The organism is Mesorhizobium sp. P160219, assembly GCF_057786095.1.
Genome location: NZ_JBYNWG010000001.1, coordinates 1761001 through 1785895, shown reverse-complemented (window position 1 = coordinate 1785895; position 24895 = coordinate 1761001). Strand labels below are relative to the sequence as shown.

At 57.7% G+C, this 24895-nt stretch carries 15 protein-coding genes and 1 pseudogene; 3 read left to right on the top strand and 13 right to left on the bottom strand.

Annotated elements, in window-relative coordinates; all coding sequences use genetic code 11:
• Positions 1-371: 371 nt before the first annotated feature.
• The 3 genes from AC3EMP_RS08680 to AC3EMP_RS08670 all read right to left on the bottom strand — a co-directional run bounded on the left by AC3EMP_RS08680 (position 372) and on the right by AC3EMP_RS08670 (position 10758).
• Positions 372-3842: an ATP-binding protein gene (locus AC3EMP_RS08680; protein ID WP_352712691.1), complete on the bottom strand. Its 3471-nt coding sequence runs from the start codon at positions 3840-3842 to the stop codon at positions 372-374.
• Positions 3839-5098, bottom strand: coding sequence for a metallophosphoesterase family protein (locus AC3EMP_RS08675; protein WP_488494605.1), 1260 nt, complete (start codon positions 5096-5098; stop codon positions 3839-3841). Before AC3EMP_RS08675 ends, AC3EMP_RS08680 begins: the two co-directional genes overlap by 4 nt.
• Before the next feature lie 71 nt (positions 5099-5169).
• Positions 5170-10758 (bottom strand): DUF3320 domain-containing protein, encoded by a 5589-nt coding sequence (locus AC3EMP_RS08670; protein ID WP_352712693.1) that lies wholly within the window; start codon positions 10756-10758, stop codon positions 5170-5172.
• A 476-nt stretch (positions 10759-11234) separates the two neighbouring features.
• On the opposite strand from AC3EMP_RS08670, the gene AC3EMP_RS08665 reads away from it, so the two are divergent.
• On the top strand, positions 11235-12122 hold the full coding sequence (locus AC3EMP_RS08665) for a thermonuclease family protein (RefSeq protein ID WP_081731062.1): 888 nt from the start codon (positions 11235-11237) through the stop codon (positions 12120-12122).
• Positions 12123-12155: 33 nt separating this feature from the next.
• Here the strand turns inward: AC3EMP_RS08665 and AC3EMP_RS08660 are convergent, their stop codons facing one another.
• The 6 genes and pseudogenes from AC3EMP_RS08660 to AC3EMP_RS08635 form a co-directional block, all read right to left on the bottom strand.
• Positions 12156-13310, bottom strand: coding sequence for a DUF4236 domain-containing protein (locus AC3EMP_RS08660; RefSeq protein WP_352712695.1), 1155 nt, complete (start codon positions 13308-13310; stop codon positions 12156-12158).
• Between the two features lie 59 nt (positions 13311-13369).
• The gene (locus tag AC3EMP_RS08655; RefSeq protein WP_031198374.1) at positions 13370-14410 is read right to left on the bottom strand and encodes an OmpA family protein; all 1041 of its coding nucleotides are present in this window, start codon (positions 14408-14410) and stop codon (positions 13370-13372) included.
• Positions 14407-15720, bottom strand: coding sequence for a hypothetical protein (locus AC3EMP_RS08650; protein ID WP_023672193.1), 1314 nt, complete (start codon positions 15718-15720; stop codon positions 14407-14409). Before AC3EMP_RS08650 ends, AC3EMP_RS08655 begins: the two co-directional genes overlap by 4 nt.
• Positions 15720-16538 carry a hypothetical protein gene (locus AC3EMP_RS08645; protein ID WP_352463366.1) on the bottom strand — a complete coding sequence of 273 codons (819 nt, stop codon included), beginning with the start codon at positions 16536-16538 and terminating at the stop codon, positions 15720-15722. Before AC3EMP_RS08645 ends, AC3EMP_RS08650 begins: the two co-directional genes overlap by 1 nt.
• Positions 16531-17964, bottom strand: a complete 1434-nt coding sequence (locus tag AC3EMP_RS08640; RefSeq protein WP_023829765.1) for a hypothetical protein — start codon at positions 17962-17964, stop codon at positions 16531-16533. The genes AC3EMP_RS08645 and AC3EMP_RS08640 overlap by 8 nt, the downstream gene beginning before the upstream one ends.
• Before the next feature lie 284 nt (positions 17965-18248).
• A pseudogene (locus tag AC3EMP_RS08635) lies at positions 18249-18728 on the bottom strand (transposase); the annotation flags it as partial.
• Between the two features lie 77 nt (positions 18729-18805).
• On the opposite strand from AC3EMP_RS08635, the gene AC3EMP_RS08630 reads away from it, so the two are divergent.
• Together AC3EMP_RS08630 and AC3EMP_RS08625 are read left to right on the top strand one after the other, a co-directional pair.
• Positions 18806-19018 carry a DUF6471 domain-containing protein gene (locus AC3EMP_RS08630; RefSeq protein ID WP_488494604.1) on the top strand — a complete coding sequence of 71 codons (213 nt, stop codon included), beginning with the start codon at positions 18806-18808 and terminating at the stop codon, positions 19016-19018.
• Positions 19019-19306: 288 nt separating this feature from the next.
• Complete coding sequence (locus AC3EMP_RS08625) at positions 19307-19900, top strand: hypothetical protein (protein ID WP_352463755.1); 594 nt, start codon at positions 19307-19309, stop codon at positions 19898-19900.
• A 374-nt stretch (positions 19901-20274) separates the two neighbouring features.
• On the opposite strand, the gene AC3EMP_RS08620 is transcribed toward AC3EMP_RS08625, so the two are convergent.
• The 4 genes from AC3EMP_RS08620 to AC3EMP_RS08605 form a co-directional block, all read right to left on the bottom strand.
• Positions 20275-20772: a hypothetical protein gene (locus tag AC3EMP_RS08620; protein ID WP_352712697.1), complete on the bottom strand. Its 498-nt coding sequence runs from the start codon at positions 20770-20772 to the stop codon at positions 20275-20277.
• Positions 20773-21710: 938 nt separating this feature from the next.
• Positions 21711-22322, bottom strand: coding sequence for a nitrogen fixation protein NifQ (locus tag AC3EMP_RS08615; RefSeq protein WP_352712723.1), 612 nt, complete (start codon positions 22320-22322; stop codon positions 21711-21713).
• A gap of 332 nt (positions 22323-22654) precedes the next feature.
• Positions 22655-22846, bottom strand: coding sequence for a ferredoxin (locus tag AC3EMP_RS08610; RefSeq protein WP_081725572.1), 192 nt, complete (start codon positions 22844-22846; stop codon positions 22655-22657).
• A gap of 40 nt (positions 22847-22886) precedes the next feature.
• Positions 22887-24104: a cytochrome P450 gene (locus AC3EMP_RS08605; RefSeq protein WP_023727121.1), complete on the bottom strand. Its 1218-nt coding sequence runs from the start codon at positions 24102-24104 to the stop codon at positions 22887-22889.
• Between the last annotated feature and the right edge of the window lie 791 nt (positions 24105-24895).

Genomic DNA, 24895 nt, shown 5'->3' with positions numbered 1-24895 from the left:
CCTAGCCCTGAACGACCTGATCTTATCCTTGTAGTGCTGGGCGGGTTACGCCCCTTGAACTGAACCCATATTGTGGGCGCACCTGCCGATCCAATTCGCCCTTAATCGTTTCGAAGCGACGTAAACGTACCCGTCATTGGCTGCAACAAAGTTGCATTCTTCGGCGCAATAAGCCTGCTTACTCGAAATGCCCCGCCACCGAGAGGCGGGTCATCCGCGCTCCGCCCGGAGTAGTCGTTCATCCACGCAACATTGCAGAACAAAATAGGCATTTCTCAGCCTCTATGGGACGTCATGATGGATTCAATCGAAGGTTCCTATGTCAGCCGAGTTGGTTAGTTGAACCGTTTTGACGCGAATTCTCATCGAGCCTAATCCAGCTGGTGAATGGTAGATTGTGGCACAACAGCCTTGGCGATTTCACATAGGTGCTTGTGGTGCGTGAGATAGATGACCTGACCTGTGTTCGCCATCTCCCCAAACAATCTAAAAACTTCCTCCGAGCGAATATGGTCAAAGGTTTCCATGATGTCGTCGGCAATGAAGGGAACCGAGGGCCGGAATTGGGCGAACTCGTAATAACCGGCGAGCCTCAGTGCTAGGTAGAGCTGAAAGCGCGCGCCCTTCGAAAGCGCTTCAGCGAGCTTGGATTGCCCGTCGCGCTGCACCGCGATGAGAACCTCCTCGCCTTTGACGGGCTGGGTTGTAAGGCCTGAATACTGCCCACGGGTCATTAGCTTGAATGCGTCTGATGCACGCGCCATCATCCCCGAACGGTGGTTCTCACGGTAGATCCGCAAAGCATTTCCAGCCGACATGATACCAAGTTTCAGCTCAATGTAGCGAACGGCCTTCTCCTCGATTTCCAACAGGGTTGTGCGCCGTTCGGCATCCAGGCGGGCAACCGCGCTGTCACCGCCGATGGCGTCCAACTTGTCTGCCGCGCGGGTCTGTCGGATCAGCTGTTGCTGGATGATTTCATCGAACTGGCGAAGCCGCTGCTCGCCCTCAGCCTTCTCGACCGCGAGGCTGTCGAAATCGATCGCTTCCAGGATCGAGCGTGCCTGGTCGAATCCATCGACTGCGAGTTCCGCCACTACCCGTTCCTCAAGTTCGGCGACGGTAGTGCGCAAGCCGTCGCGCTCACGCAGCAGCTCGTCGCGTTCGACTACCTCGGACAGAGTGGCGACGCCAAAGACGCCCAGCACTTCATTCTTGCGGCGTTCGTGTGCCGAAATCTGGGTGTCGAGGATTTCGCGCGCCTCCTTGAGGCGCTTCAGCTCGTTGCCGAGGCTTGCCTTCGTTTCACGTGTCCGCTCGGCACGCTCCAGGCGCTCGGCAAGGCGGGTGGCCAACTGCTCCGGCTCGCCATCCTTCGTCGGCTCGTCGGCTTCGACCGCAACGGCGATGACCTCGACCAGAAAATTGGCCCTGTCGGCCTCCATCTTGTCGATACGCAGCTGCAGATCCTCCCGTTCCTGCAGGCTTCTTGACAGTTCGGCCAATTGATCGAGCACAGCGCCAACGCCTGACGCGGACAGACCGCTTTCGAGCCACGTTCCCTTGAGCGCTTCGGTAATGCCGGCCAGCCATTCCTCCTCGCGACGCTCCGCCACCCCTACCGCAACCCGTCGGGCAGCTAGATCCTCTTCTTTGGAACTCACCATCCTGAGCGCCTCGGCATACTCGGCGTCCACCTTGCGCTGCCGGTCCAGAAACAGCTCCGCGATGGCCATGATTGCTTCGAGGGGGTCGCCGGGCTCTGATACTATGCCGACACTTTCCAGCGCCGCTCTCATTTCCAAGTGTATCTGCTCGCCTGCGTCAGCGGCTCGCTCGGCTTTCAAGCGAGCAAGTTCGATCTGCTCCCAGGCAGCGAGCGCATCGCTGCGCGCCTCGATCTGATCCTCGATCCTTTCGATCAGGCGCTCAGACGAAGGTTCCAGGGCTTCTCCGAGGAGGTCGCTGGCGGCCACACGGATTTCCAACAATTGGGTATCCGCATCCTTGACGAGCTGTTGGCTTTGGATGCCGTTTCGTGACAGGTTGGCCGTGGCCTCGGCCAGGGCACGCGTCATTGCCCGGATCTCGGCCAGATCCGCCGCGCCGGCCAGCCGGCCTGCGCTGGCAACGTCATCGCGCGTCAGTGCCACGGCGAAATCGTCAGCGGTGTCACCAGTCAACACTGCGCGGTGCGTTGCCCACGCATCATCGCGGAGACGGCGGATGGCGGCAGCCGCTTCATCGTCGACAACGTCGACCGAGGCTCGAAGGGCATCCAATCGTGCGGCGAGCATTGCATGGTGGCCCTCGTATTCGGCGAGGCGTTCGGCAAGTACCGCGGTGTTCCTTGCCAGTACTGTCGCTACTGTCTTCCAGGCGGCAATCTGCCCGGCGCTCGGAACCCCAACGTTGACGAGAGCGAGGGCATCTCCGTTCCATGGACGCAAGCGAGCCAGCGATGCCTTCCATCGGATTGTTCCCGCATCTCCCGCCTCGCGAGCCATCTTGATCTCTGCCTTGTGTCCGCTTGCTCGCGCTTTCGACAAAGCCGAGCCCAGCCTTGCCCTGGCGGGTTCGGGCACCGCCCTTTCCTCGCCGACCCGCTGCCTTGCCACCTGCAACGCATCGAGTGCTGCCGCCGCCTCGTCGCGGGCGGCGCGCGCGCCCGTAGCAATACCGGACCTCTGCTCGACCATAGCGCGAACGACGCCAACTGTGACGGCAGGCAGAAGCAGTGCGGCAGGATCCGGCTCGGAAGACCGGCCCAAGGCGGCAAGGCAGCTTGCCACGGTGTTGTTGAGGATTTGCAGCCCCATCCTGCGAGTGGGCAAGTCAAAGCCAGCCGCGGTATGGCGCACCTTGCCCTCCGCCAGGCTGCGAATGCGTTCGGAAATCGACAGGATCCGTTCGTCCTCGTCGACCGCAGTGACTTTTGCCGACAGCCGCTCGACCTCATCGATGTTTGCGGACAGTCGCGTTCTGAGGCTGGCATCGTCATCGATTAGTTCGGTGACACTTCCCGTCCATGTCCGGGCTGGGGAGGTGATGTCCGGCAGCTGATCCAGCCGGGCAATCTTGCGGCGCATATCCGCCAGCATCGGCGCAGCACGTACGTGACGAGCAATGGTATCCAGCCTGGCCACCAGCACCGCCCGATCGCTGATGGTTCGGCCGTACTGCTGCGATGCATCGAGACGTTCGGCCTCCAGCCCCTCATAGGTCGATGCAAGTGTGTCGATCGCATCCCTGCGCGACTTCACGTCAACAAGGCGCTTCTTCAGCAGCGCCAGTTCGGTGCCATGCGCCTGCTTCCGATACAGCGCGTCTGCTTCGGCCTCGAGGGCGTTCAACGTATCGCTTGCGTTCCCAAGACCGGCGCTGGCCGTGAAGAGGAGCTTGCCGAGGTCGCCCCGCGATTCCAGGATCGATTTTCCGCCGGCTTCCAGCGTCTCGTCATCGAGTGAAAACATAGTCGTGTAAGCGTCACGCGACAGTCCGGCGAGATGCGCCGTGATCGCCACCTCGCTCATCGATTGGCCCGTCGCGTTCAATAGCGAATTAGTACGCTGTTTCGTACGCGTGAACGTGTGCTCGGAGCCGGCCAGTTCCAGAACCCCACCGATGCGCATGGCGCTGTACTCATGCAGGAAGTTGTAGCGGCTCCGTTCCTCGATGCCGAACAGCAAATCTAGATAGGCGGAAAGCGCTGTCGATTTGCCGGCCTCATTCAGGCCAAACACGATATGCAGATCAGGTCCGGATTCCGGTTTGGGTCCGAAGTCGATCGTACCATCGGTGAACTTTCCATAGCGAATGAGGTCAAGGCGCTGCAGCCTCATGACGCTCCACCGGACTTAAGGCGGGAAGTCACCAAGTCTGCGCCCTTGGAAAGCACCTGATCGAGGAACCGTTCCAGCCCGGCTTCGTCCTTCCCAGCAAAATCCCGTCCGTCGGCCGGAAGGTCGGCGACCATCCTTTGGACGAACGCCCTCGCCTCGGCGCGGAAGGTATCCGAGGTGGCATCGGCGCGCATGGATTGCTCGAGTTCGAAAATCGGATCAGCAATATCCTCGGCCGTCTCCGCCCGAGGTGGCGCGAGGTCAAGCTCGAGCTTCTCCACCCACGTATGGCCTAGCTGTTCCGCAGCCTGTTCGGCTTCGGCAAGAAGGAGATCTCTGTCGCGGATCAGCGCCCATAACAATGGTGATGTTCCTGTTAGGCCAACGCGGGCCACAGCATGACGCGACCGGACGGCGGCCCGCATCTCTTCGAGTGCGTTTCGAACACGCGCGACGGCCTCGGACCACTCCACTGCTCCCGTAAGGTCGACGCTGACCCTTTCGAACTGCGCAACGCTGGTCAGCCTTTCCTCGATCTCCACCGAACGGTCGTCTCGCACCGTCACAAGGGTGACTGATTTCTCGCCGGCCTCGTTGATATCCCTCCCCTGCGGTATTCCCGGCATCACCACCGTGCTTGCGCCGGAATGGACTTGGCGAAGATGAATGTGGCCAAGCCCCCAATAGTCGAAACCGTGGGCGTGCAGGTCAGCGATGCTGCAGGGCGCGTAAACGTCGTGACCGGGCGATCCGGCCAGACTGGTATGCATGATGCCAATATTGACGGCTCCTTCGCGAGCAGCCGGATATTTGGGCAGCAGGCTGTCCGGCGCCTTAGGGTTCGCAAAGCTCAAACCATGGAAAACGACGTCCACACCGCCGGCTGTCTGCAATACCGACTGAGCACGACCGCCAAAAATGGTCACGGTGTCAGGAAACACCAGCTGTTTGGAAATCCGCGACAGGGCGTCATGATTGCCGCGGATCTTGAAAACCCTGATGCCGGCCTGGTGCAGGCGTGTCATCTGCGCTGCCAGGAACCGCGCCGTCTTCATCGAGGTTTGATCACCATCGTATAGGTCGCCGGCTATTACCAACGCCTCCACGCGTTCCTCTAGGCAGAGATCCACTATCGAAACGAATGCCTGGCGGCTGGCGTCGCCCACGAGCCCGGCAAGATCGGGATTACGCATCGCGAGCGAACGCAGCGGCGAGTCGAGATGAATATCGGCCGTGTGTACGAATTGAAATGCCATTCGGCCTCCGCCAGCAAAAGAGGTGTTCCGAGCTTCAACAGAGATTGCAACGAGGGCTCTACAATGCCCGGTCACACTTCAGCTAATGCCTCGCTCGCGGACTCGCCGGCCACCAACAAACCGTCTTGGGGCCGCAGCAAGCCCTTGGCAATCAAATCGGCGACCCCAGCTGAAATCAACTGCCGCAATTGTGCACTTGTGGCTTTGAAGCCCAGCATTCTCGCAACGGTTATTGCGATTTCTTCCTCCGTCGCACCGAGGTTGGATTTCACGACTTCCATGGCGCCTTGGGCGACTTCGTCCTGCGCAATCATTTCGGGCTTGCGCAATCCAGCGGACACGACGCCGCTGCGATCCCTGAGACGAACAGGAGCACCTGGCTTGAAGCAGAAGCTGCCTCGACGGGCTACTGCACCACCTCTCTGCGCTAGGCCTACCCCTCGCTCGATTGCATCCTGAATCCTGCCACCGGCCCGCTGCAGACCCCACGCGCCCCGAATACGCGAAACTATTTCGTCGACATGGATTGGTGTTTCTATAGCCACCACCTGCTCGACCAGTCCGGCCATGATTCCGCTGGGCGTCTCGTGGAGTTCGAACGATCCCGGTCGGTTTAGTTCGGCCTCTTCGTAGGCTCGATTGGGTATCTCGGATCCCTTTGTGCTTTCGAGACCGATTTCCGTCACGTTGCCTCTGTCGACCGTAACAACCTGCACGGCTACAGCACGATTTCTCTGGACCCCCAATTCGGCCCGCTCATCGAGCTCTTTTCTCGCAGCCTCAATCGCTAATATGGTTCGCTCCAGCTGCTCGCGTGGCCTCTGAAACCAGTCAGCGTTCCAGATGCGATGGATTATCCAGCCATGGTCTTCCAGAACAGACTGCCGTAGCCGGTCTCGATCTCGGGCCGAGCGCGATGAATGATATTCTGCGCCATCACATTCGATGCCAAGAATATAGCGGCCTGGCCTCTCCGGATCAGCAACCGCGAGATCGATGAAGAAGCCTGCAATGCCAACCTGAGCATGAACCTGGTAACCCTTTCCGATCAGCGCGTTGGCTACCTGCTCTTCAAAGATTGAATCCATTTCGCGAACCGTGGCCTGGGCAAGCGAAATTCGTCCTGTTCTCGCGTAGTGCAAGAAGAGCTTGAAGGCGAAGATGCCTTTCCCTTTGCCACGCTCCAGGTCGATGTCCTCGTCTGTGATGGACGCGAATACTTCGCAGCTGCGCTTGGCGCGGCTTATGAGGACGTTGAGCCGACGCTCGCCGCCTTCCGCACCAAGAGGGCCGAAACGCATGGCCATGTACCCCTGCGCATTCTTGGCATACCCCACTGAGATCATGATCACGTCGCGCTCATCGCCTTGAACATTTTCAAGGCTCTTGACGAAGAATGGCTCGCTGGGGTGCGCGTGAAAGAACTCCTCCGTATCGGGATTTAGTCGCCGCAGCCCTTCGAGTTCATCCTGGATCGCGCGGCGTTGGCTAACCGAAAATGTTGCAACGCCTAGAGTCTCTCGCGGGTTCACCTTCGCATGACGGATGATCGCTTCGGCTACTGCTCTCGCCTCTACCGGATTGGTTCCTGTGCCACCGGAATCGAAGACCCCCTCTGGCACATGATGAAACCGCAACCCCATGCCTGCCTCTTGGGTATAGGGGCTTGGCACGATGAAAAGCCGGTTCTCGTAGAACTGGCTGTTCGATACGGCGATCAGAGATTGGTGACGGCTACGGTAGTGCCAGCGGAGCATACGCTGCGGCAAGCCGCGGGCCGTGAACAGGCCGAGGATGCTTTCGATGTCGGCGACCTGCGCGCCCTCACCCTCGTCATCTTCAGACTGCGAGCCTGTCACCTTGGCGAAGAATGTCGTGGGTGGCAGTTGGCGTTCGTCGCCAACAACGACCACCTGATTGGCCCTGGCGATCGAGCCGAGCGCGTCCACAGGCTGTATCTGAGACGCCTCGTCCATCACAAGAAGATCGAAGGACATCCTGCCGGGCGACAGGAATTGGGCCACCGAAAGCGGGCTCATCATGAACACTGGCTTGAGTGCCTGGATGGCAGGCCCTGCCTTCTGCATCAACTGCCGGATAGGCATGTGGCCCCGTCTGCGCGCCATCTCAGAACGAAGCAGTCCGACTGGTCCAGCTCCGCCGTCTCTTGAAGGAATTTTTCGGTGATGAGCCGTCACAACTTCGATGGCACCGGCCTTGATCCTCTGTCGGTCCAGATCCGCGAAGTCACGTACAGCCCTGGAATGCAATTCCCCGTCGAACCTTGCCAGCTCCGGCTCATCGGTCGCCATCGCTAGAAACATTCGTTCGTAGTAGGCCATATCGAAGACTGATCGCGCCGATCCTGTTGTAATCTGGCCGTTGGCCAGGCCGTCTATCAACTGTCCCAGTCCAGCCTTTCGGGCTGTTTCGGATCGCTCTCCATAGGCAACCCATTTTGAGAGCTGTTCCTGATGATCAAGCCACCCCTCCAGTCGAGAAACAACCTCGACTATCGCGACGTCTGGAAAATCGTCTACTCCAAACAAGGAGGGAGCATCGGCTTTCAAATCCCCTGCAAGCGCCTTCAATTCCCGCGCTGCCGCTTGGGCCGCTTCACGCGCTGAACGCGCCAAGTTTGCGATCTCTTTTCTTTCAGGCAACCGCGCAGCCAAATGCCGGATTGAGCCATTTTCTCTCAGCCAAAGTTCGGCTTGCGCGAGAGCGGCCCAATCGGATCCTCGACCGAGCCACGACGAGCCGAATGCGAACTTGCCAAGGCTTTCCCCGTCCTCGATCTCTTGATCAAGCGCTTGTAGTCTGCCTAGTCGGCGTAGTATCTCCACCCGCTCACTGATCAGATCTGGAACGTCAGTCAGAACCTGTCGTGACGCGTCATCGGCTTGAGCTACAGTGCTTGCCTTCGCTTCCATCATTTGCAGCGAGGCCCGCTCGGCGGAAGCCACGTCACCTTGCAGGGATGACGCAAGGTGGCCTAAATCGTTCCAAAACCCCTCGATAATCGGCTGACCGATGTCGATCACCTTACGAACTCGGACCGCACGCGCGCCCGCTTCAGAGCGCTCCGCCATCCGCCCGGCTATAATTCGCGGTTCCGAGCCAAGTCCCCTCAGCGTGCGCATCCACTCCACTAAGGCCTGGAGTGGTGCCGAAGACGATCTCTCACCGCGCCAATCGGCTCCGAAGGCGGAACCGCCAAAGGCGTCGCCTTCGCGCACTTTTGCTGCGGCCGCTTGGCCCTTCATTAGAATGTCGAGGAGACCCACTATCTCCGCCGCAGGAGCGCTAGGGGCCACCAAAATAGTCCGCACAAGTGCAGTGGCACGACGGTAGTCGCCATTTAATGCTTTCAATATTCCCGTGTGCTCGGCGAGCGCTTGCCGCGCCGCGGCCACGTTGGTACTCCACGCGGCATCAACAACTTTGCCCTGAAGCTCGGCTCTAGCAGTCTCTAGCGTTGCTACGCTGTCGGCAAGGTCACCAGCCTGTTCCAGCCCGGAGTCCCAAACTGTGGCTGCGAATGCCTCAGGGCTCGCATCGGGGGCTGCCGCAACTCTCTCGCCGGTCATCACTAACCTGAGGAGTCCTGCAAGCGTGTCCGGTAAAACCGTAGACCCCAGTTCTTGATTTAGCCGCTCAGCTTCTTCTCTTAAGCGTGGGAGCAACACGGTTAGCTGGCGCGCACGAACGAAACCATCTTTCGGAAAGTCTGAAGGAAGCTTAGCAAGCTCTGTCTCGAGACCTTCAATTGGCGTGTCGATAGCCGTCGCCACCAACTGCTCCGACAGTTCCTCGGATTTGCGGTTGAAATCTGTTCCTGTCCAGAGAAGCGATGCAATGTCCTTTGGACGCTCATCCCAAACCGGCGAGACTAGCGCCTCGGCAGGAAGTCCAGGTGCGGACGCGAGAAGCTCAGCGCGATCTTCTACCTCGCCGCTGTCGCTGAGGATTTGCGGAGGCTTCGCCTCGATCCGCTCAGCAATATCGGCCAGTTTGGCGTGCAGAGCCTTTGCTTGATCCAGCGACGACGCAATGCGTGGGACGAGCCTCTCAATGGTCGTTGGTAGGACGACATCCAGGCCAACTCCCCGCCATGGGTGGTGGAGTGGCAAGCCGATCTCGTTGATCCGCTGAGACACGTCATCGAGAAGTTTGCGACGTTGCGAGACACCGTCATTCGTCCAAGCGGTGGCATCCTCAAGTTCAATATCAACTGTCTTTTGCCCGTTCTGCCTTAGTCGGGTTAGCTGGCCAAGAACCTGGTATGGAGTGAGTTCGGACGTTCCAAATGGAACATGCATCCTTGTAGCATGTGCATTGAGTTTATCCCTAGCCTCCAGCAGGCGTTCAGTAAGGGAAGAAGCAAGCTGTCCGCGAGGCGATCCGAGTTGCCAGGTGCGCCGCAACTCCTCCAGCATCATGCGCTTGTTTGCCTTGTTGCTATGGAGCTCAAGGCAGGCGTCCCCCACCCCCGCAGTGTCAAGCCGTCGCTTTACGACCTCAAGTGCGGCCATTTTTTCCGCAACGAACAACACGGTCTTTCCATCGGCAACGGCCGACCCGATAATGTTTGCGATCGTCTGCGATTTTCCTGTCCCGGGAGGACCTTGGATAACGAGGTCGCGACCCTTTCTTGCATCATGGATCGCCAGCGTCTGAGAACTGTCACTGTCGACGATATGCAACATTTCGGCAGGCGCGATATGCGGATCAATCGCAATGTCGTCCGACATCAGCGGTTCGCGTGTTTCGAAACCATCTGAAAGAAGCGAGCGGATCTTCGGTTGTTCGATAATCTTTGCGCCATCCGGCCAGAGATCCGGATCCAGGTCACGGTACATCAAGAACTTAGCGAACGAGAAGAAGCCGAGCACCATATCATCGGCAAGAACCTGCCAACCCTCTTTGGTCGACACTGCTTCGGCAACGGCTTCGAGATAGGCCGAGACGTCGAAGTCGTCTCCTACTTCAAAACGCGGCAGGGCGAGCTTGTGAATGCGGTCGAGATAGAGTTCCAAGGAGAGGTTTGCGGTAAGATCTTCCGTACGAGCTCGCAGCCGAAACTTTTCTCCAGCGGCCCCTCGCTCCAGCCGTACCGGGACCAAAATGAGAGGAGCCTGACGGATGTTTTCTTTGTTGCTCGGGTCAATCCACTTCAGCATGCCAAGGGCCAGAAAGAGGATATTGACGCCCTGCTCTTCCTCAAGTGTGCGGGCGTCGTGGTAGAGATCAAGGAGCCGGCGCTGCAGCCCCGTTGGGGTCATCCTCGTCTGAAGCTTGGTGTCAGAATGTCGCGCAGATACCCCTCTGTCGTCGAATCCTTCGTCCTCAGGCTGAGCAAGAGCAACGGGGGAATAGTCGATTTCCTCGTCTGGAGGGCTGCTTTCAACCTGGCCTGCCTTCGGCCGATCCGGCTTGCCGGCCAGGAAGGTAAAAGCCTTTCCTTCGCTCACCAGCAATCGATAGATCTCAGACGACCTCTCGTCGACAATATCGATCGTCTTCGCGCTCTTTGAAAACCGTGGCACATTCAAAAGTCGGTTGCGAGCAGAAAGGTCGAGCAATTCCATCCTGGCTCGCTCGAGCTTTTCCCTTAAAGGCAGATCGCTTTGGAAGACCGATTTTTCAACTTCCGACACTCACACCCCCCTGATAGGCTGGACACATAGAGCCTAGACAAGGGCAGTCCGCAACATAAAATGCTGGTTTTTCAACCTCGAATGGCTGCCACCAACACTTCAATCGTTTAGTATTGTGAGCACTGCGGCTTGGTGGAAAAATTGCGGATGTTTGTTTAATGTTCCGGACACTTCGCATCCCCACCTTGATCTCGAGGTTCCCTTTCAGACAAAATGCCATCATACGTGTGGACGAGGTGTTGGCAGCTCTGGCATCCGCCTCGCCGGCCACGACCAACTGGCGCACAAGCCGACTTCTTTTTGAATCGGCCTCCTAATTTCATTCCGAGAAAACTTGTAGGCTCCAGCGCGGAAAGATGGTCGTGTTTACGGAAAAGGTAACTACAAAGTCGTGACTTCGGGCTGATCTGCGAAGGCACCATGGTGGTCAAAGCGCCGAACTACAAGGCAAACCAGCGCCAGCGAAAAAGGCGCCTATGAATGGTGCAGAGGCACGTTACAAATCATGCAGCTTGCGTTTCGCAAAGGATCGGAAATTGAATAACAATCGCTATTCTCATCGTCGCCGCGCGCGACCAAGGCGCGGCGCTGAACCAATCGTCCGCAGACGTTTCTCTCCAGATGTGCGCTTGCCTCTGATCCTGGTGATCGTGGTGGCCTTGGCTGCTTACGCGACCCACTATTTTACAGGCTCGGGTGACCAGTTACGTGGTCTCGATATAGCAAACTCGGCCGGGTCGAGACGGGCGCCGATAGTAGGCATAGCATCGGTGATTGATGGAGACACGATAGAGATCCACGGGCAGCGCGTCCGCTTCAACGGCATCGATGCACCCGAAAGCCGCCAATACTGCAATGACGCTAGCGCACATCAATACCCCTGCGGGCGCCGGGCGGCCGAAGCATTGGCGAATTTCCTTGCGGCTTCGCAGCCTGTCCAATGCACATTTGTTTCATGGGATCGGTACCGTCGCTTCGTCGGTGATTGTCGGCGCGCGGACGGTGTCAGCGCCGCGTCCTGGATGGTCGAACATGGCCAAGCCTTGGACTGGCCCCGCTATAGCCACGGCGCCTATGCGCAACAGCAAACTAATGCTGAAACCGCAAAGGTTGGAATCTGGATTGGGACGTTTGACAACCCTTGGGATTGGCGCGAACAACATGCCGAATCTGCGAGCCCAACCAAAAGCCCCCTTGGGCTTGTCAGCCGTCGCCAAGTAGCACAGAGCTACTCATGCCAACCTCGCCGCTTGTGCACGCAGATTTCATCTTGCGAAGAAGCACGTTGGTATCTCGCCAACTGCTCATGGGGGAGCAAGTTGGATCGAGATAGCGACGGGATTCCGTGCGAAGGCGTTTGCTGACCTGGGCTCACGCTTTGAGCCCATCCCCAACCATCACTCCCTAGTGTGCGCATTTAGCGTTATGAATTGGTGGTCGGAGCTTCGATGCAATTGCGCGAGTGCCGATAGAGCCTGGCAAAAGGGCTGGCTGACGTTTGTCTTGGAAAATTCCACCAGCTCGTTAAGTCCGGACGGGCTAGAAAACCGCAACGCTTCGTAGCGGCATACAGGGATCTGCCGATTGTCTTTGAAGCGCTTGTCAGGCCCGCCGTTTTTGTTTGGGTGAGCCCAGGTGTAGCTCACGATCTCCGCATCAGATGGAACTTTGCCGGTCTCGATAAAATTACTCGGGGCGAATTGGGTCTGCAGATCGGCATATCCGACTACGCCGTATCGGTTTCCGTCCTTCACCAGCACTAGGTCAGGCATGAAGAAGAGCACCTGCCGACCCACATGGATTGAAGGAGGAGTAACGTTGCTGCGTACAACCTTCGGCAAGGAGCTTGTAAGGGTCGTGGGCTTTTTGTCGACCAGCATGCTGGCCCCGGCATTTCGCTTCCAAGCAGTCAGATCCTCTATCTTGCCGCCGGCAGCGACATGCCATCTCCCTGCGCAGCCGGTGAGAGTTTCGAACGCGCCGACAAGTCGCCCGTAGGCGGCCTCCGCGTCTTTTTCCAGATCGTAATAGAGCACGCTCACCCGGCGGTAACTGTCAAACCATTTGCCAATGAGCATACCCGGCACAAAGGCACCGATGCCCAGCACCGGTGCGGCACCTCCGAGCTTGGTCCCCACAAGGAAACCTGCAATCCCGAACAAAACCGCGAGTGCTACGGACAGCCGCGTCTGCGATTGCCTGGCATTGATTTCATCGAGCACATTGGCGAATGTCTCGTCACGCATTTCCACCACATCGCGGGACTCGATTTCTCTCATCACGACGCCGTCAGAGACGTATTCCGGGCGCGAGGATTGTGGACGGGGTTGCGGCGCAGATGGGGTCTGAGAGAGCTGAACTACCTTCTTCGCGCTGGCCTTGCCTAAAGTGCCACGATAGTAGAGCCCACCCACGCCGGCGTGGATGTAGTGACCTCTTGGCCCAGTGCCGATGCGGAGGCCCTTCACGCCAACGGAAGCGCCAACCCCACCGGACGAAAAGTTAAAGCGGAATGGTCCCGCACTGATCGATTTTCGAACGTAAAACCCCATAGCCCAATCCCCCCAACTCAACTGCCGTACCGACTAAGGCGCCAGTCTCTCGTCCCCATTCATGGCTTGGCGCCACCAACCGGCGCCAATTTTGATCGCTGCCTCACCCTAATCTCGATGCGCCTTCGAGCCCGTACATCGCCAATCTGCGCTCCGTCGGTGAGATGATCGCCGGGCAGGATGAGCTGACCACCAGACATCGGCAAAATCGTAAACCCCTTTAATGCGGGCATGTCACTGAGCACACTTGTAACTGAAATCGCGCGGGCCAGCCCAAGACCGGCATTGTCGGCGGGATGGAGTGAGCCGATTTCCACTTTCCCTGACAGGACCGGTTGGAGCCCCTTGTCCATGTTGGAGGATTCGCCCGCCATTGCCTGTTCGTCCGTGTGTCCAATTACCTCAATCACGTCGACACCGTACGAGGTCGCAGTCCCGGCGATGGTCTTCGCAAGATCGCGCAACTTTGTTTTGAAGGCATTCGAAAGCTCTGCGCTTCCGGTATCGAAATTATAGCCATCCAGTTCGCTGAGACTGATGATCGGCGGCCAATCGTGAGGTTTTGCTGCTTGCGTCGGCTCTGCAGCCTCCTTGAGCACATCAGCCAGATCCTGCAGCCCTTTGTCGGTGCCGGCGTAACCAAATTCTCTCAAGACCTTCGCCGCATCTATCATGGCCTTGGTCTGATCAATGCTTATGTCGTTGTCCGCAAGGACTTTCGCGACAGGGGCATTTCGCACGACCTCCTCCAGAGAAATACCTGCTTCCTTGACCGACTTAACAGCATCCTTGGCCAGGACCAGCTCGCGCCATTGTTCGTCGGGAACGGTTCCTCCCCTCGTGGGCTGAAACACCGCTTTTATCTGAGCCAGAAGCCGCTTGTTCTCGGCTTCGAGCCTCTGCACGTTTTCCTTGTTTGATTGAGTGGCTCGCAGTGCCTCATCGGTCTCTTTCTGCTTTTTCGTGATGATAGCACCGGCTGCTAGCAACAGGCAGAACACCAAAAGCAGCATCGTCTCGGCCATGGTCAGGCCCAGTATCAAACCGCGGCCAAAACCCTTGCGCTCGAAGGCGACCGAAGTCCCGCCAGCGTCACTCACCTGCCCCACCAACTGGTTCGCTTAGGCGGTTCCGTTCGTTCGGCGGGAGGCTCGCTTCCCAGAGTTTGGAAAGCGTCTGGTTGGGGCTCAGGCTCGACCCGAATTGGTGCGCTCTCGACGGTGTCATTTGCGGCCAGATCTGCCAGTGGCTGTTCAATCGCGATAGGAGCGTTGAGAGGGGGAACAGGCCTCGGCGCGTGAAGGGTTCTTCCTGCCAAGGTTGCGACAAGGTCTCCGGTGTCCTTGCTTTGCTTTTGCACCACTGCGGCAAGCGCCTGGGTCAAGCGTTGTTGCGCTTGGACGCTCTCCGCTGTTTGCTCTGCGGCTGCCACAGCCTTTTCCACACCTGCGGCCACTTTAGCCACAGCATCAACGATGCCCGCCATGCGGGCTTGCTGTTCCTGCGAAGCCGTCTCTGTTTTGACAGCATACTGAGCGACCGCGCTGCCAAGAAGTTTCACCATCGGCGCCAGATCGTTCTTAAGGACCTCATCAGGGACGACAACCTTCTCCAACTTGGTGGCTACGCTTTCGGCCTGTTCACCCAGTCTGCCAACTGAAGAGGACATTGAGCTGTTGGCTTTGTCGAGCAGATCGGCTGCCGCCTCGACGCGCTGTGCGATCGACGAGAACTGACTTTCGATCTGCCCAAAATTGTGGCTCAAAGCATTGCTGAGCTTTCCCGAGGCCTCTTGAACTGGTCTGATCGATTCCATCGCGATTTTATCCAGGGCCGATCTTATGTGCTCTCCGTTCCGCTCCGCTTGAACGGCGATTTCGGCAAAACCCTCCTCCAACATCTGATTGCTTACGCGGCGAAAGTCAGCGAATTCCCTGGTTACACTTTCCATCTCGGCTCTTACACGCCGCGTCATATCCGCGAGTTCGTGCCTGACCGTCCGTTCGATGTCGGCAGGATCGCGGCGCATCTGATTGTAAAAGATCCGCAAAGCAATGCCCGTGATCGTCGACGTCACCGCGATACCAAAGTTCCTCACGATTGTGTCGGTGGATCCTTCGGAACCAAACTGAAACAGCGATACGCCGAGACTCGTCAACGTAAACAGGAAACCCATGTAGTAGAGATTGTCGCCTGTTTGCTCATCGTGGAGCCGTAGCTTGCCGGTGAAGACGGACGCGGCAAGATAGATGAGCATGAGGCACACCGGTGCGCTCGCCGCCATTATAGGGTCTACGCCCGACAGCTTGGCTATTGCGATGAACACGCAGCCACCCAGGGTTAGCGTCGCAAAGACGAAAAGGGGCAGGCTCGGATGTCCTAAGAACGACTCCCCTCGCTTCTTGGCCATTAGTTTAACCCCTCCAACCCTACCAGCTTCTCAAAATCACCATGATGGCTTTGAACCCACCGGGTCCAGAACTCTGCATGTTCGAAAGAGCCAAATGGCTTCTTCGCCCTATCGACGTAGAGTATCGTAAACCCGACGCCATCGAGCGATGTCCCGTAAGTCCTGTCAGCCGCGCTATCAAGGTACTTCTGATAATCGAGACCCGAACGATATTGTGAGTACAGCGCCGTATGTTCGATCATATCTGACGCGACTATTATTCGCTTAGCGGTCTTCTCTTTCGCCAAACTGCTATCGAATAGCGACAGTTTGATTTTCTGAATTCCGGCCATGATCGGAGATTGGCTCGCGGATTCTCCATTGGGAATCTTGTCGGGAAGGTTCGTCAAAGGGTCCTCGAACGCATCTTCCCATTTCTTCTGCCGCCGAGACGGATTGTTCGTCCAGCTGTCGACCGTCGAGCCGTCGCCCGGATTGCATCCATCAAACATCACAGTCAGGTCGCCGGGCCTCGCGCCCAGCGTCAATATTTTGAGATAGCCGCCAGGCTCGACGCGCCCAATGGTCTTGCGGAATTCATTCTTCAGATCCGCGATGGTTATCGGCGAAATCGGGTCGGTGGCGTCGATCAAGACCGCTGTCAGGCTCACAGGTCCCTTCAGTGGGCAATTCGTGCTGATGTCGATTTGGTCCTTCCCGGATCTCGACCACATCCAAACAAAACCGGCCAGCATCACAGCCGACAGCACGGCCAATCCGGCTGCTGCGACAATTGTGCCGCCACTGCCTTTCTTTCTTCTGCGACCCCGCCTAGCCATTCACGCTATCCGGATGAAGCTTGTCGAGATCGCGGTACTGTTCGATCCCGCGCTCGCATTCCAGCCCGATGAGCCGCACCTGAGCGTTGAGTTCTTCCTGCGCGTCACGAATTGAGGCGCCCAGGTCCTTCTCGCTCCATTCATCGTCGGACGATATCAGGGGTTTTATGCGCTCAAGTTTGTAGGGTGTGGCAAAATGTTTTGGCGCTGGCTCTGTGCGGGCCTGGAAATTGGCCTCCCTGTACTTTGAGAGAAGCTGGTTGCAGGCTCGCTCCAGCTGGTCTTGATGCTGCGCAAAGAGCGTCAGCAGCCTCGACCGATGGTCGATGATCGCTCGATGCTCCCTGCGTCTGCTCCCCAGCCGCTTGACGATGTCCTCCACCTTCTCGTTGTGCTCATCGCGCACCTCTTGCAGAGCCTCGATGAGCTCGCTCTTGCGCTCGATGTAGTCTTCCCGGCGAGCCACCAATCTGTTTTCGACACCCGCATAGCCCGGGTATGGGTCGAGAACGAACCAGCCGTCGATAAACGCAAAGATCGAAAACATGAGACCAATGCCGAACAGAAGCCAGGATTTCACGTCCATAAGGCCAGCCGGATTGGCGAGCATGCTGCGCACGACCTCGACGCCGGCTCCGTCCACAAAGGACCCGCTAACCTCGCGGTAATGCGCAAGCGCTAGGTTTATGGTCAATGCCAAGCCGATATAGGCCACTATCGACAGCGCGCCGATCAACTTCACAAAAAGCGATCTGTGAGTCACCAGGCGTGCACAGAATATTGCGAACAGCAGAGCGGCGCCGATGTTCAAAAACGAGAAAGCGGCGGCTTCGAGGAGCCCGCCAAAGAATCCCTGTTCATTTCCCTTTGCGAGGAAATTTCCGTTCATCGCCGTTTCAATGAGGAACAGGAAGATTAGCAGGGACACTCGGAAACCATGGGCCGCTCCGTGTTGAACCCTCACAGCCCGGACAAGCCCGTGCTTCTGTTTGAACCAGTCGTGTTCTTTCTCCGCATCGTTGAGCGATTTGCGCAATCCGTGAAGTTCGTCCAGGCCCACCGCGATCGAGGCCTTGAAATCGGAAACACTGGCGGCGTTCGCCTGACGGATCAGACCAAACTGCTCTTCAAAGTCGAGGCCAGCCAATCGGCCGGAGAGTAGCTGTAGGCTGTCTTCGAGTGTGTGATGTGCGGCCTTCTTTTCGTCCTCGACCCTCTCGATAACTGTGTGCTCTATATCGTCGAAATTCTTGGCCGTTTTCGGGGGCTGGTTAGCCTCGCCTCGCTGCGTTCCACGACCTTCAAGATCCATTTCGCGATCAATTTTCGCGACATCCAAGCTATTGAACAATTGGGTGCTGGCGCGGAAATCGTGATTTGCCTCTAGTAGAGACTCCCGCAGTTTATTTAGCTTTTCGAATTTTATTCCCACAGCACCGCACCCATTTTTGTACCTCTGCCCGCACAAATGGCTTCTATGCACAGTAGAAGCAAAGGGCAACTGCGTCTTCGCAACTTTGCGGTCCACTGCTCACGAGACGATCGTCTGATGTAAAAATGACAACGATAGCTGCCGTGGCAAGCGGACTTGGGCCAATGAATAGGCCAGGCAGCATACTCTTCTCCGCCGGGCTTTGTGGCTAAGGAACTGAAGATCACGCCAATGAGCTGCTAAAAATCAACTCCAGAGGCGTTCGCGCAGTAGCAGAAGCGCGCGCCCTCGGCGCGCACCACGCCACCAAAGTAAGCGCCGTCAATCTCGACCTCGCCTTCAAGGGTTTCGTTCTTGGTTTCAGCCGACAGGCTTCGCGCAGCTTGTGAGCCAGCACAAAGGCGGTCTTGTACTGCACGTCCAGATCGCGAGAGAACTGGACCGCCGACATGCCCTTCGCGCCGTTAACAAACAGGCAGATCGCGGCGAGCAGATCGACAAACGACAGCTTGCGCCAAGGCGAACATCGTGCCCTCGTAACCGAGAACTGCGCCCCCGCAAGCGGCGCACTTGAACTTGCGACGGGTCGGAATGTCGTAATGATCCAGGCACCCGCATTTCCGGCAAACAGGCTCGCCTTGAGTCGAAGCCCAGCGAAGGCGCTTGAACGCGTCGTAAGCCTTTTCCTCGCCACCCTTGTAAATCTCTTTCAGAGAAAGGGAGCGGCTTTCGGCGGAAAGGAGGAAGTGTGGGGCTATTGTCATCATATCCGGTTATATGCGGGGCTTGTATCGCCAAATACAGGGGCCTGTACCACCGACTGTGATGATATTTTTTGAGGCGAGGCTATGGCAGGCAAGGACGACCCGCAGACCGTCGAATACGAGACGAAAGCCAAGAACCTTTGTCAGAGTTGAAGCGGAAGGGCGTTACCTATGCCCAACTCGCCGAAAAATTGGCGACTATGGACATTCACGAAACCGAGCGTAATTTGAACAACAAAATAAGCCGGGGGGCTTTAGCGCTGCGTTCTTACTGCAATGCTTAGACGCTATCGGGGCATCCTCATTGCGGCTTTCGGAGTAGTTTTACTCGGGGCGGCCTTACCGCCAGACGAGCGCAAGAGCACTCAGCCCCAACATTTCGAACAGCATCAAGAGACCATAGGCAACCCTGTTGCGGCAAGCCTCCGCCAGTCCAACAGGCAAATGAACCCCCAAGTTACACTAACCCATGCCAAGCAGGTCACGATGATCGCAGTTCCGATCTGTGTGCCCAGTGGAACGCTGCCGACGCTGCCCAACAGTCGGCGAACTGGACCACCATTGGCGCTATCGTGGGTGCTTTCACGCTCGCCGCTGCTATGGCCGCTGCTTACTACGCCAAAGAGGCTGCTAGGCACACCCAGCGCAGCGCCGACATTGCCGAAAAGGCTTTGCTCGATATCGAGCGCCCGTATTTGTTCGTCACCGCCACCAAACCGTTGGTGGGGGTGACGCACGATTGGGCTGACAAGCCCGACAACAAAAGACCAATTCCGGAAGCGGCATTCTCGATCAAGAATTTCGGACGCACTCCTGCCATCATAAACGAGATTCGGGCGAGCCTCCGGCTTTGCAACTTGCCGCCAACTCCGCATTACCATCCCGGAGAAATCAATGACGTTGAACGGGTGCTCGGGGCAGACGATGCTCTTAGCCCTGCAGCTTTTGATCGCGGCGGCCCTATCACAAACAATGTGCTGAATGAGCTTTTCCTGTCCGATACTCACATAGGGGCGGGTTCCCTTCCATATGTATCTGTATGGCGAGATCACTTATACGAGCGTCAACGGGATCACCGACCAATTCGGATTTATCTACCGCTACTCGCCTCCCGGCAATACGTTCCATTTGCAGGACATTCCCGGCTACACCTACCGCCACCGTGACGTGAAGAAACATAAGCAAAACGATGACTTATCGGCCTAGACTTGCTCCGAACGCGTAAAAGCGGCCTCGGGCGGTTGCAAGATCGCTACAATGTTTATTTTTGATATCCGCTCGGTAAGGCGCTTTTCGCTTAAGCAACTAGGCGTTCTCACATTTTTTGTTCAAGAACAAGGCGTTACACAACTTTCCTACGAGGCGAAAGCGCCTTAAGTGTCAACGTTTACATACGCGAAAGTGCCTAAACATCCTGCCTGCTGCGGATGGAAAAACGCTGACTGTAAAAGCCCGCCAACCTTTCGGCGGGCGGGCTTCCACTGCCGGAACTGGAGAGTGTCATGTCGACAGCCCCGACAGGTCGGAAAGGGGTCGCTGGTTAGCGGCGCGAGATCAGCAAGCAGAGCCGGCGCAGCTCACGATCATAGGTATCTTCGTTGCTAAGCACTTCGACGCAGCGCTTCTTCATCCGAGTGACCTGGGCGTTCGACATATCGCCGACAACGCTAGCCAGATTCGGGTTGCTCGAAGCGGTCGGGTTGCTGGGGTTGGCGGCTGGATTGGTTCCAACGCCGACATTTACGTCGGTACCGACCCCGGTGACGACACCGACATTGGCGCGGCCGGTGCCGATGGAAGCAGTCGCTCCGCCAGTGCCGCCGACGGAGGCTGCGGCATTTGCCCCAGAACCGCCTAGGGATACGCTAGCCGAAGCGCCGCTGTTGCCGCCCACATTAGCGCTGGCGCCTCCGCTGCCGACGGATACCCCGCCGACGCCTCCGACATTAATTCCAGCTGCAGTCGCTGGCATGCAAAGAATTACGAGAACACATCCGGCAGTCAGACTGCCCGTAAGAATTTCAAAAATTCTTGCCATAGTACGCCTCCTTGTTGCCCTGCAAAGGATGGGACATTTTTTGGGACCTACGGACCCCATAGTGACGCACTAGAGTTGAAAAACAACTTAACGGCCCGCGAAAGATTCGTTCTTGGATCATTACTTGGTAATTCTCAGGAGTCAGATATAATAAAATTTTACTTTGGCTCCTACGTGATTTTTCCATTTGTCAGATAATATCATTCCCTAAGCACTCCAGGTGCGGTGCAACAATGTTCAGGGATGACCGTCCGGCGGTCAGTAAGCGGCTACTACCGCCGATCGGACATACAACGCTATATTAGCACCTTTTGACGAACCCGACCGGCGGGCCGAGCCAGAATCCCGTCAGCGCAAAACCTGCAAAATCGCTTCCGATGCTCACCATTGACTAGCACGGAGGAAGTTCTGAGCGCCAAACACGGTGACCATCAACCTACGGCCGCTGGTAACTGTCGACGTCGAGCATTTCGCCTGGTTGAAAGCTATGTGGCGCCGAAGCGGAAGAAAACACTGCAGACCCCGTTTCCTAAAATCGTATCAGTTATAAAGGAGCAAACACGCCAGAAGTGAGATGACGCTGCCTAGCAGTTGGTCTGCCGTCAGGCCGGAAAAATAGACGAGATCGAACGCCAGTACAGCCATCGCTCTAGCCACTCATGAATTGGAAAACCTAACGAGCTGGTCACCAAGTCCGGCCTGCTCAAGATCGCGCAACGTGTCCTTCAACTCCTTGCGCTTGTTGCGATTGATGATGCCGGCTTAGGTTGTGGCGGCATCTAACAAACATTCGACTCGCGCCTGCCATGACGACGACCCGCCGAAGCGAGCATCGCGAGCGCACAGTATTCAAATCCCCCAAGGCGTCCGTCGAGATTTGACAACAGACAGATGGCGCGGCGCGAGCTCTGACGCTGTACGACTGACGCAAGCGGCTCTCAATCCTGGGCGTTGTCCTTGGTCCGTGTGAGGCGGCTTTCGCCTTCCTCCGGGCCGAAGCAGCTTTCGAAATCATTGCAGTCCCGGCAACTGGGGGAGCTGCACAGCGAAAAGCCTTCGGCCTCGCAGAGCTTTCGGTAAAAGTATTTTTTCCATTTCATGTTTTGGGTGTTGCCGGCCGCCAGCGTCGGAAAATGCGAGGCGAGCAGGCGGCCGAGGTCGGTTCGATTAAAAAGGCCAAGGTCCTGCCAGAGGTGGTCATTGCGCATGGCACGCCGGGCGATGATCCTGGCGAAGCGGGCGCTCGTCGGGTCACCAGGTCGGGCATGCGCCAGCAGCAGTCCATGCAGAAGTTCTTCCTCCAGATCCGGCTCGGGCTCGCTCCCCTCTTCCAAGGCAAACGCGTTGATAGGAAAAGCAGGGAAACAGCGGGACAGGACATCGCGCAACTCGGCGCGCGAAAGTCCGGTTGCCTCAGTCGCCGTCGCCTCGCCGGCCTCGATCTCCTCGAGCGCACGTGAAAGCACACAGGCAAGCACATGCTTGTCGAACCTTCTCTCCAGCTGCGGCCATTGGCCGGTGCTGAGCCGGGCATAATGTTGGGCAAATATGGTGCGTTCTCCTGGTTTCGCCCTATCAAATCATGCAGAGACCCGGCCTGCCGCAACATGGGTCGGGCAGTTCTTCGGTACGGCATTCCGGGTCGCCTCGCGTCGAGTAGTTCGGCAATTCTCGTCTGGTCCATCGGCTCTGGCGCAAATTCTGTGATTCGAAGAGGTTCGCGAACCCCGGCCCTGCCGTTTGCGCCTCACGGGGAACACTGGCGCCGGAATTTGCCCCGCAGAGTTGGACGTGAACCGTGCGGGACAGAGGTCGCGTGCTGAGTGCGGCCACATGGTTCAAGCCGCCAGACTCACGGTTGAATGCCGTCTCATCCAGAGCGTCAGCGAGTGAGTTCCAGCGCACGTTCAGGACAGGATCGCGCGCCTCGTGATGCAGGCAGTTCCTCCCCTTCCGCAACTTCAATGTCACCAGGCAGGATGTAACCGTCATTATCGAGTTTGAAGATGTCCGGCGCTTGCGCCGCGCATCGCGCGTGGCCCTGGCATTTGGCCTTTTGGACGATGATGCGCATGGCGCTGCCTCCATTGTCTGTGCCCGGGCTCGGGGCGGGCCTAAGACCAGTCCAGGATCAAATTTTCGATCCCGAACACATGGCCGCCAGAAGTTATCGGCGCCGTACCCTGCTTGATCCTGAAAGCCGGGATGCGCGCCAGCCACTCCTCCAGGCCAATGACAATCTCCCGCCGGGCAAGGTGTGAGCCAAGGCAACGGTGGGGACCATAGCCAAACGCTGCGTGGCGGTTGTCCTCCCGCTCCAAATCAATCGTGTTGGGGCATTCGAATTCCGCCGGGTCACGATTGGCAATCATCGTGGCGCAGGAAACATAGTCCCCCTTCCGGATCGGCGCGCCTTCGAAGTCGATATCTTTCGTGGCCACGCGGATCAACTGAATGGGCGGATAGGCCCGCAGCAATTCTTCGGTTGCGAGCGGGATGCGGTCCGGTTCGCTCCGCAGCAATTGCTGATCTTTGAGGTTGCGTGCGAGGTACGCCAAGTCAAAGCCTATAGCTGCTGCGACCGTGTCGAGCCCAGCGACGAAGACAAGCACGCCGATGCCGCGGACTTGGGTGTCAGTCAGCCGGCGGCCCTCGACCTGTGCCTGCACTATAAAGGTCATGAAATCGTCAACCGCCTCGTCGCGGCGCATGGCTGCAAGTTCGTCGATGAATGCCACGATCGTCCGGGCAGCCACAGGTCGTTCCTTATCGTCGCCGTGGAGCAGATCTTTCCCCCAGCCGACGAATGTATCGAGTCGGTCATCAGGCAACCCCAGAAAGCGAAGAAAGGTGCTCACCGCGAAAGGAAAGGCAAAATCCTTCATCACGTCGCAGCTTGTGCGCGACGCGGCGATCCTTTCGATCAGCTCGACCGCCCGTTCGCGGACAGCCGGTTCCAAAGCCAACACCCGCTTTGGCGAAAGCAGCGGATTAAGCAGTGAGCGAAAGACGCCATGGGCCGGTGGATCGAGCTCAAGCGGGATCGTCGGCCAGTTCTCACCCAGTATGGAGGAGAAGATGCTGCGATGGCTGGAAAAAGTCTCTGCGTCCTGCAGCACCTTCCGCTGGTCCGCGGCACGGGTGATGACCCAGGTACCCCGGCCATCTTGCGTGTTGTAGCGGGAGTAAAAGATCGGAGGCCCGTCATGTACGCAAGCGACAGCTGCGTGTGGATCCCCGTTGGGTGTTGGTGGCATCCCTGGCGATGTAAACAGGCTGAAGTCCCTCACCATTTCGGGCGGGACATGATCTGGAACGGGGTTGGTCGCCATTTTGTTTTCTCTACATTGGCGTTCATGGCTCAATTGAGATTGCACCGCTGTTCATAAAGTCGATTTCCAGCATGGGCACGTCTCTTGTCGGGCGCCTTCTAGATCTGATACAGCCCACCTGCACCCGCGGATGAGATGGGTTGCGAAGTCGATCAGAGGGGCATCACCGCCGCGCTCCGGTCATGAAGCAAAGCGGCCGCTTATCCCCGTTAGGGTTGAGGGACTGGTCAATCACCTCTGCCCTGCTGATCAAATTGTCGAAGCAAGTCGCGTGCCGGATAGGGGTAGCCATGGCGCTGCACCAAGCAATGCCAGCCTGCGCTGGGCCCGCCGCTGATGATCACCTGTCCATCATTCTTGTGACAACGTCCGACAACCGACATCCGTGGTCGGTTTTGTCGAGCCCGCGACATCGGGCTGTTCGGCTTCGCTGTTGCTGCACAGCCTGCCGGTCGACGAGCGAGTAGATCGCCCGCACGGCCCGGATTGAGCAACGACGCGATCCAGCGCAAGGATCGGGTGCGGTCCGAGAAGACCCGACGGCGCTTGCGCGAGTATCAAAAAGGTCAAGCCGCGCTTCGGTTCGGCGCTGATGGCGTATGCGTTTTATCGCTCGCAGGCGCTGCAAGGCTTTTCCGGCAGACGGCGATGCACTCGTGCGCACCGGTGCCGACCGGCGACCAGCTTGACTGTATAGATGCGGTCCATTCCGGCGTGCATCACCTGACCATGCGCATGCGCTACGACGGCATCCTTTCCGCTCATGGACCCAGATTTGCTCGCGAGCCGCT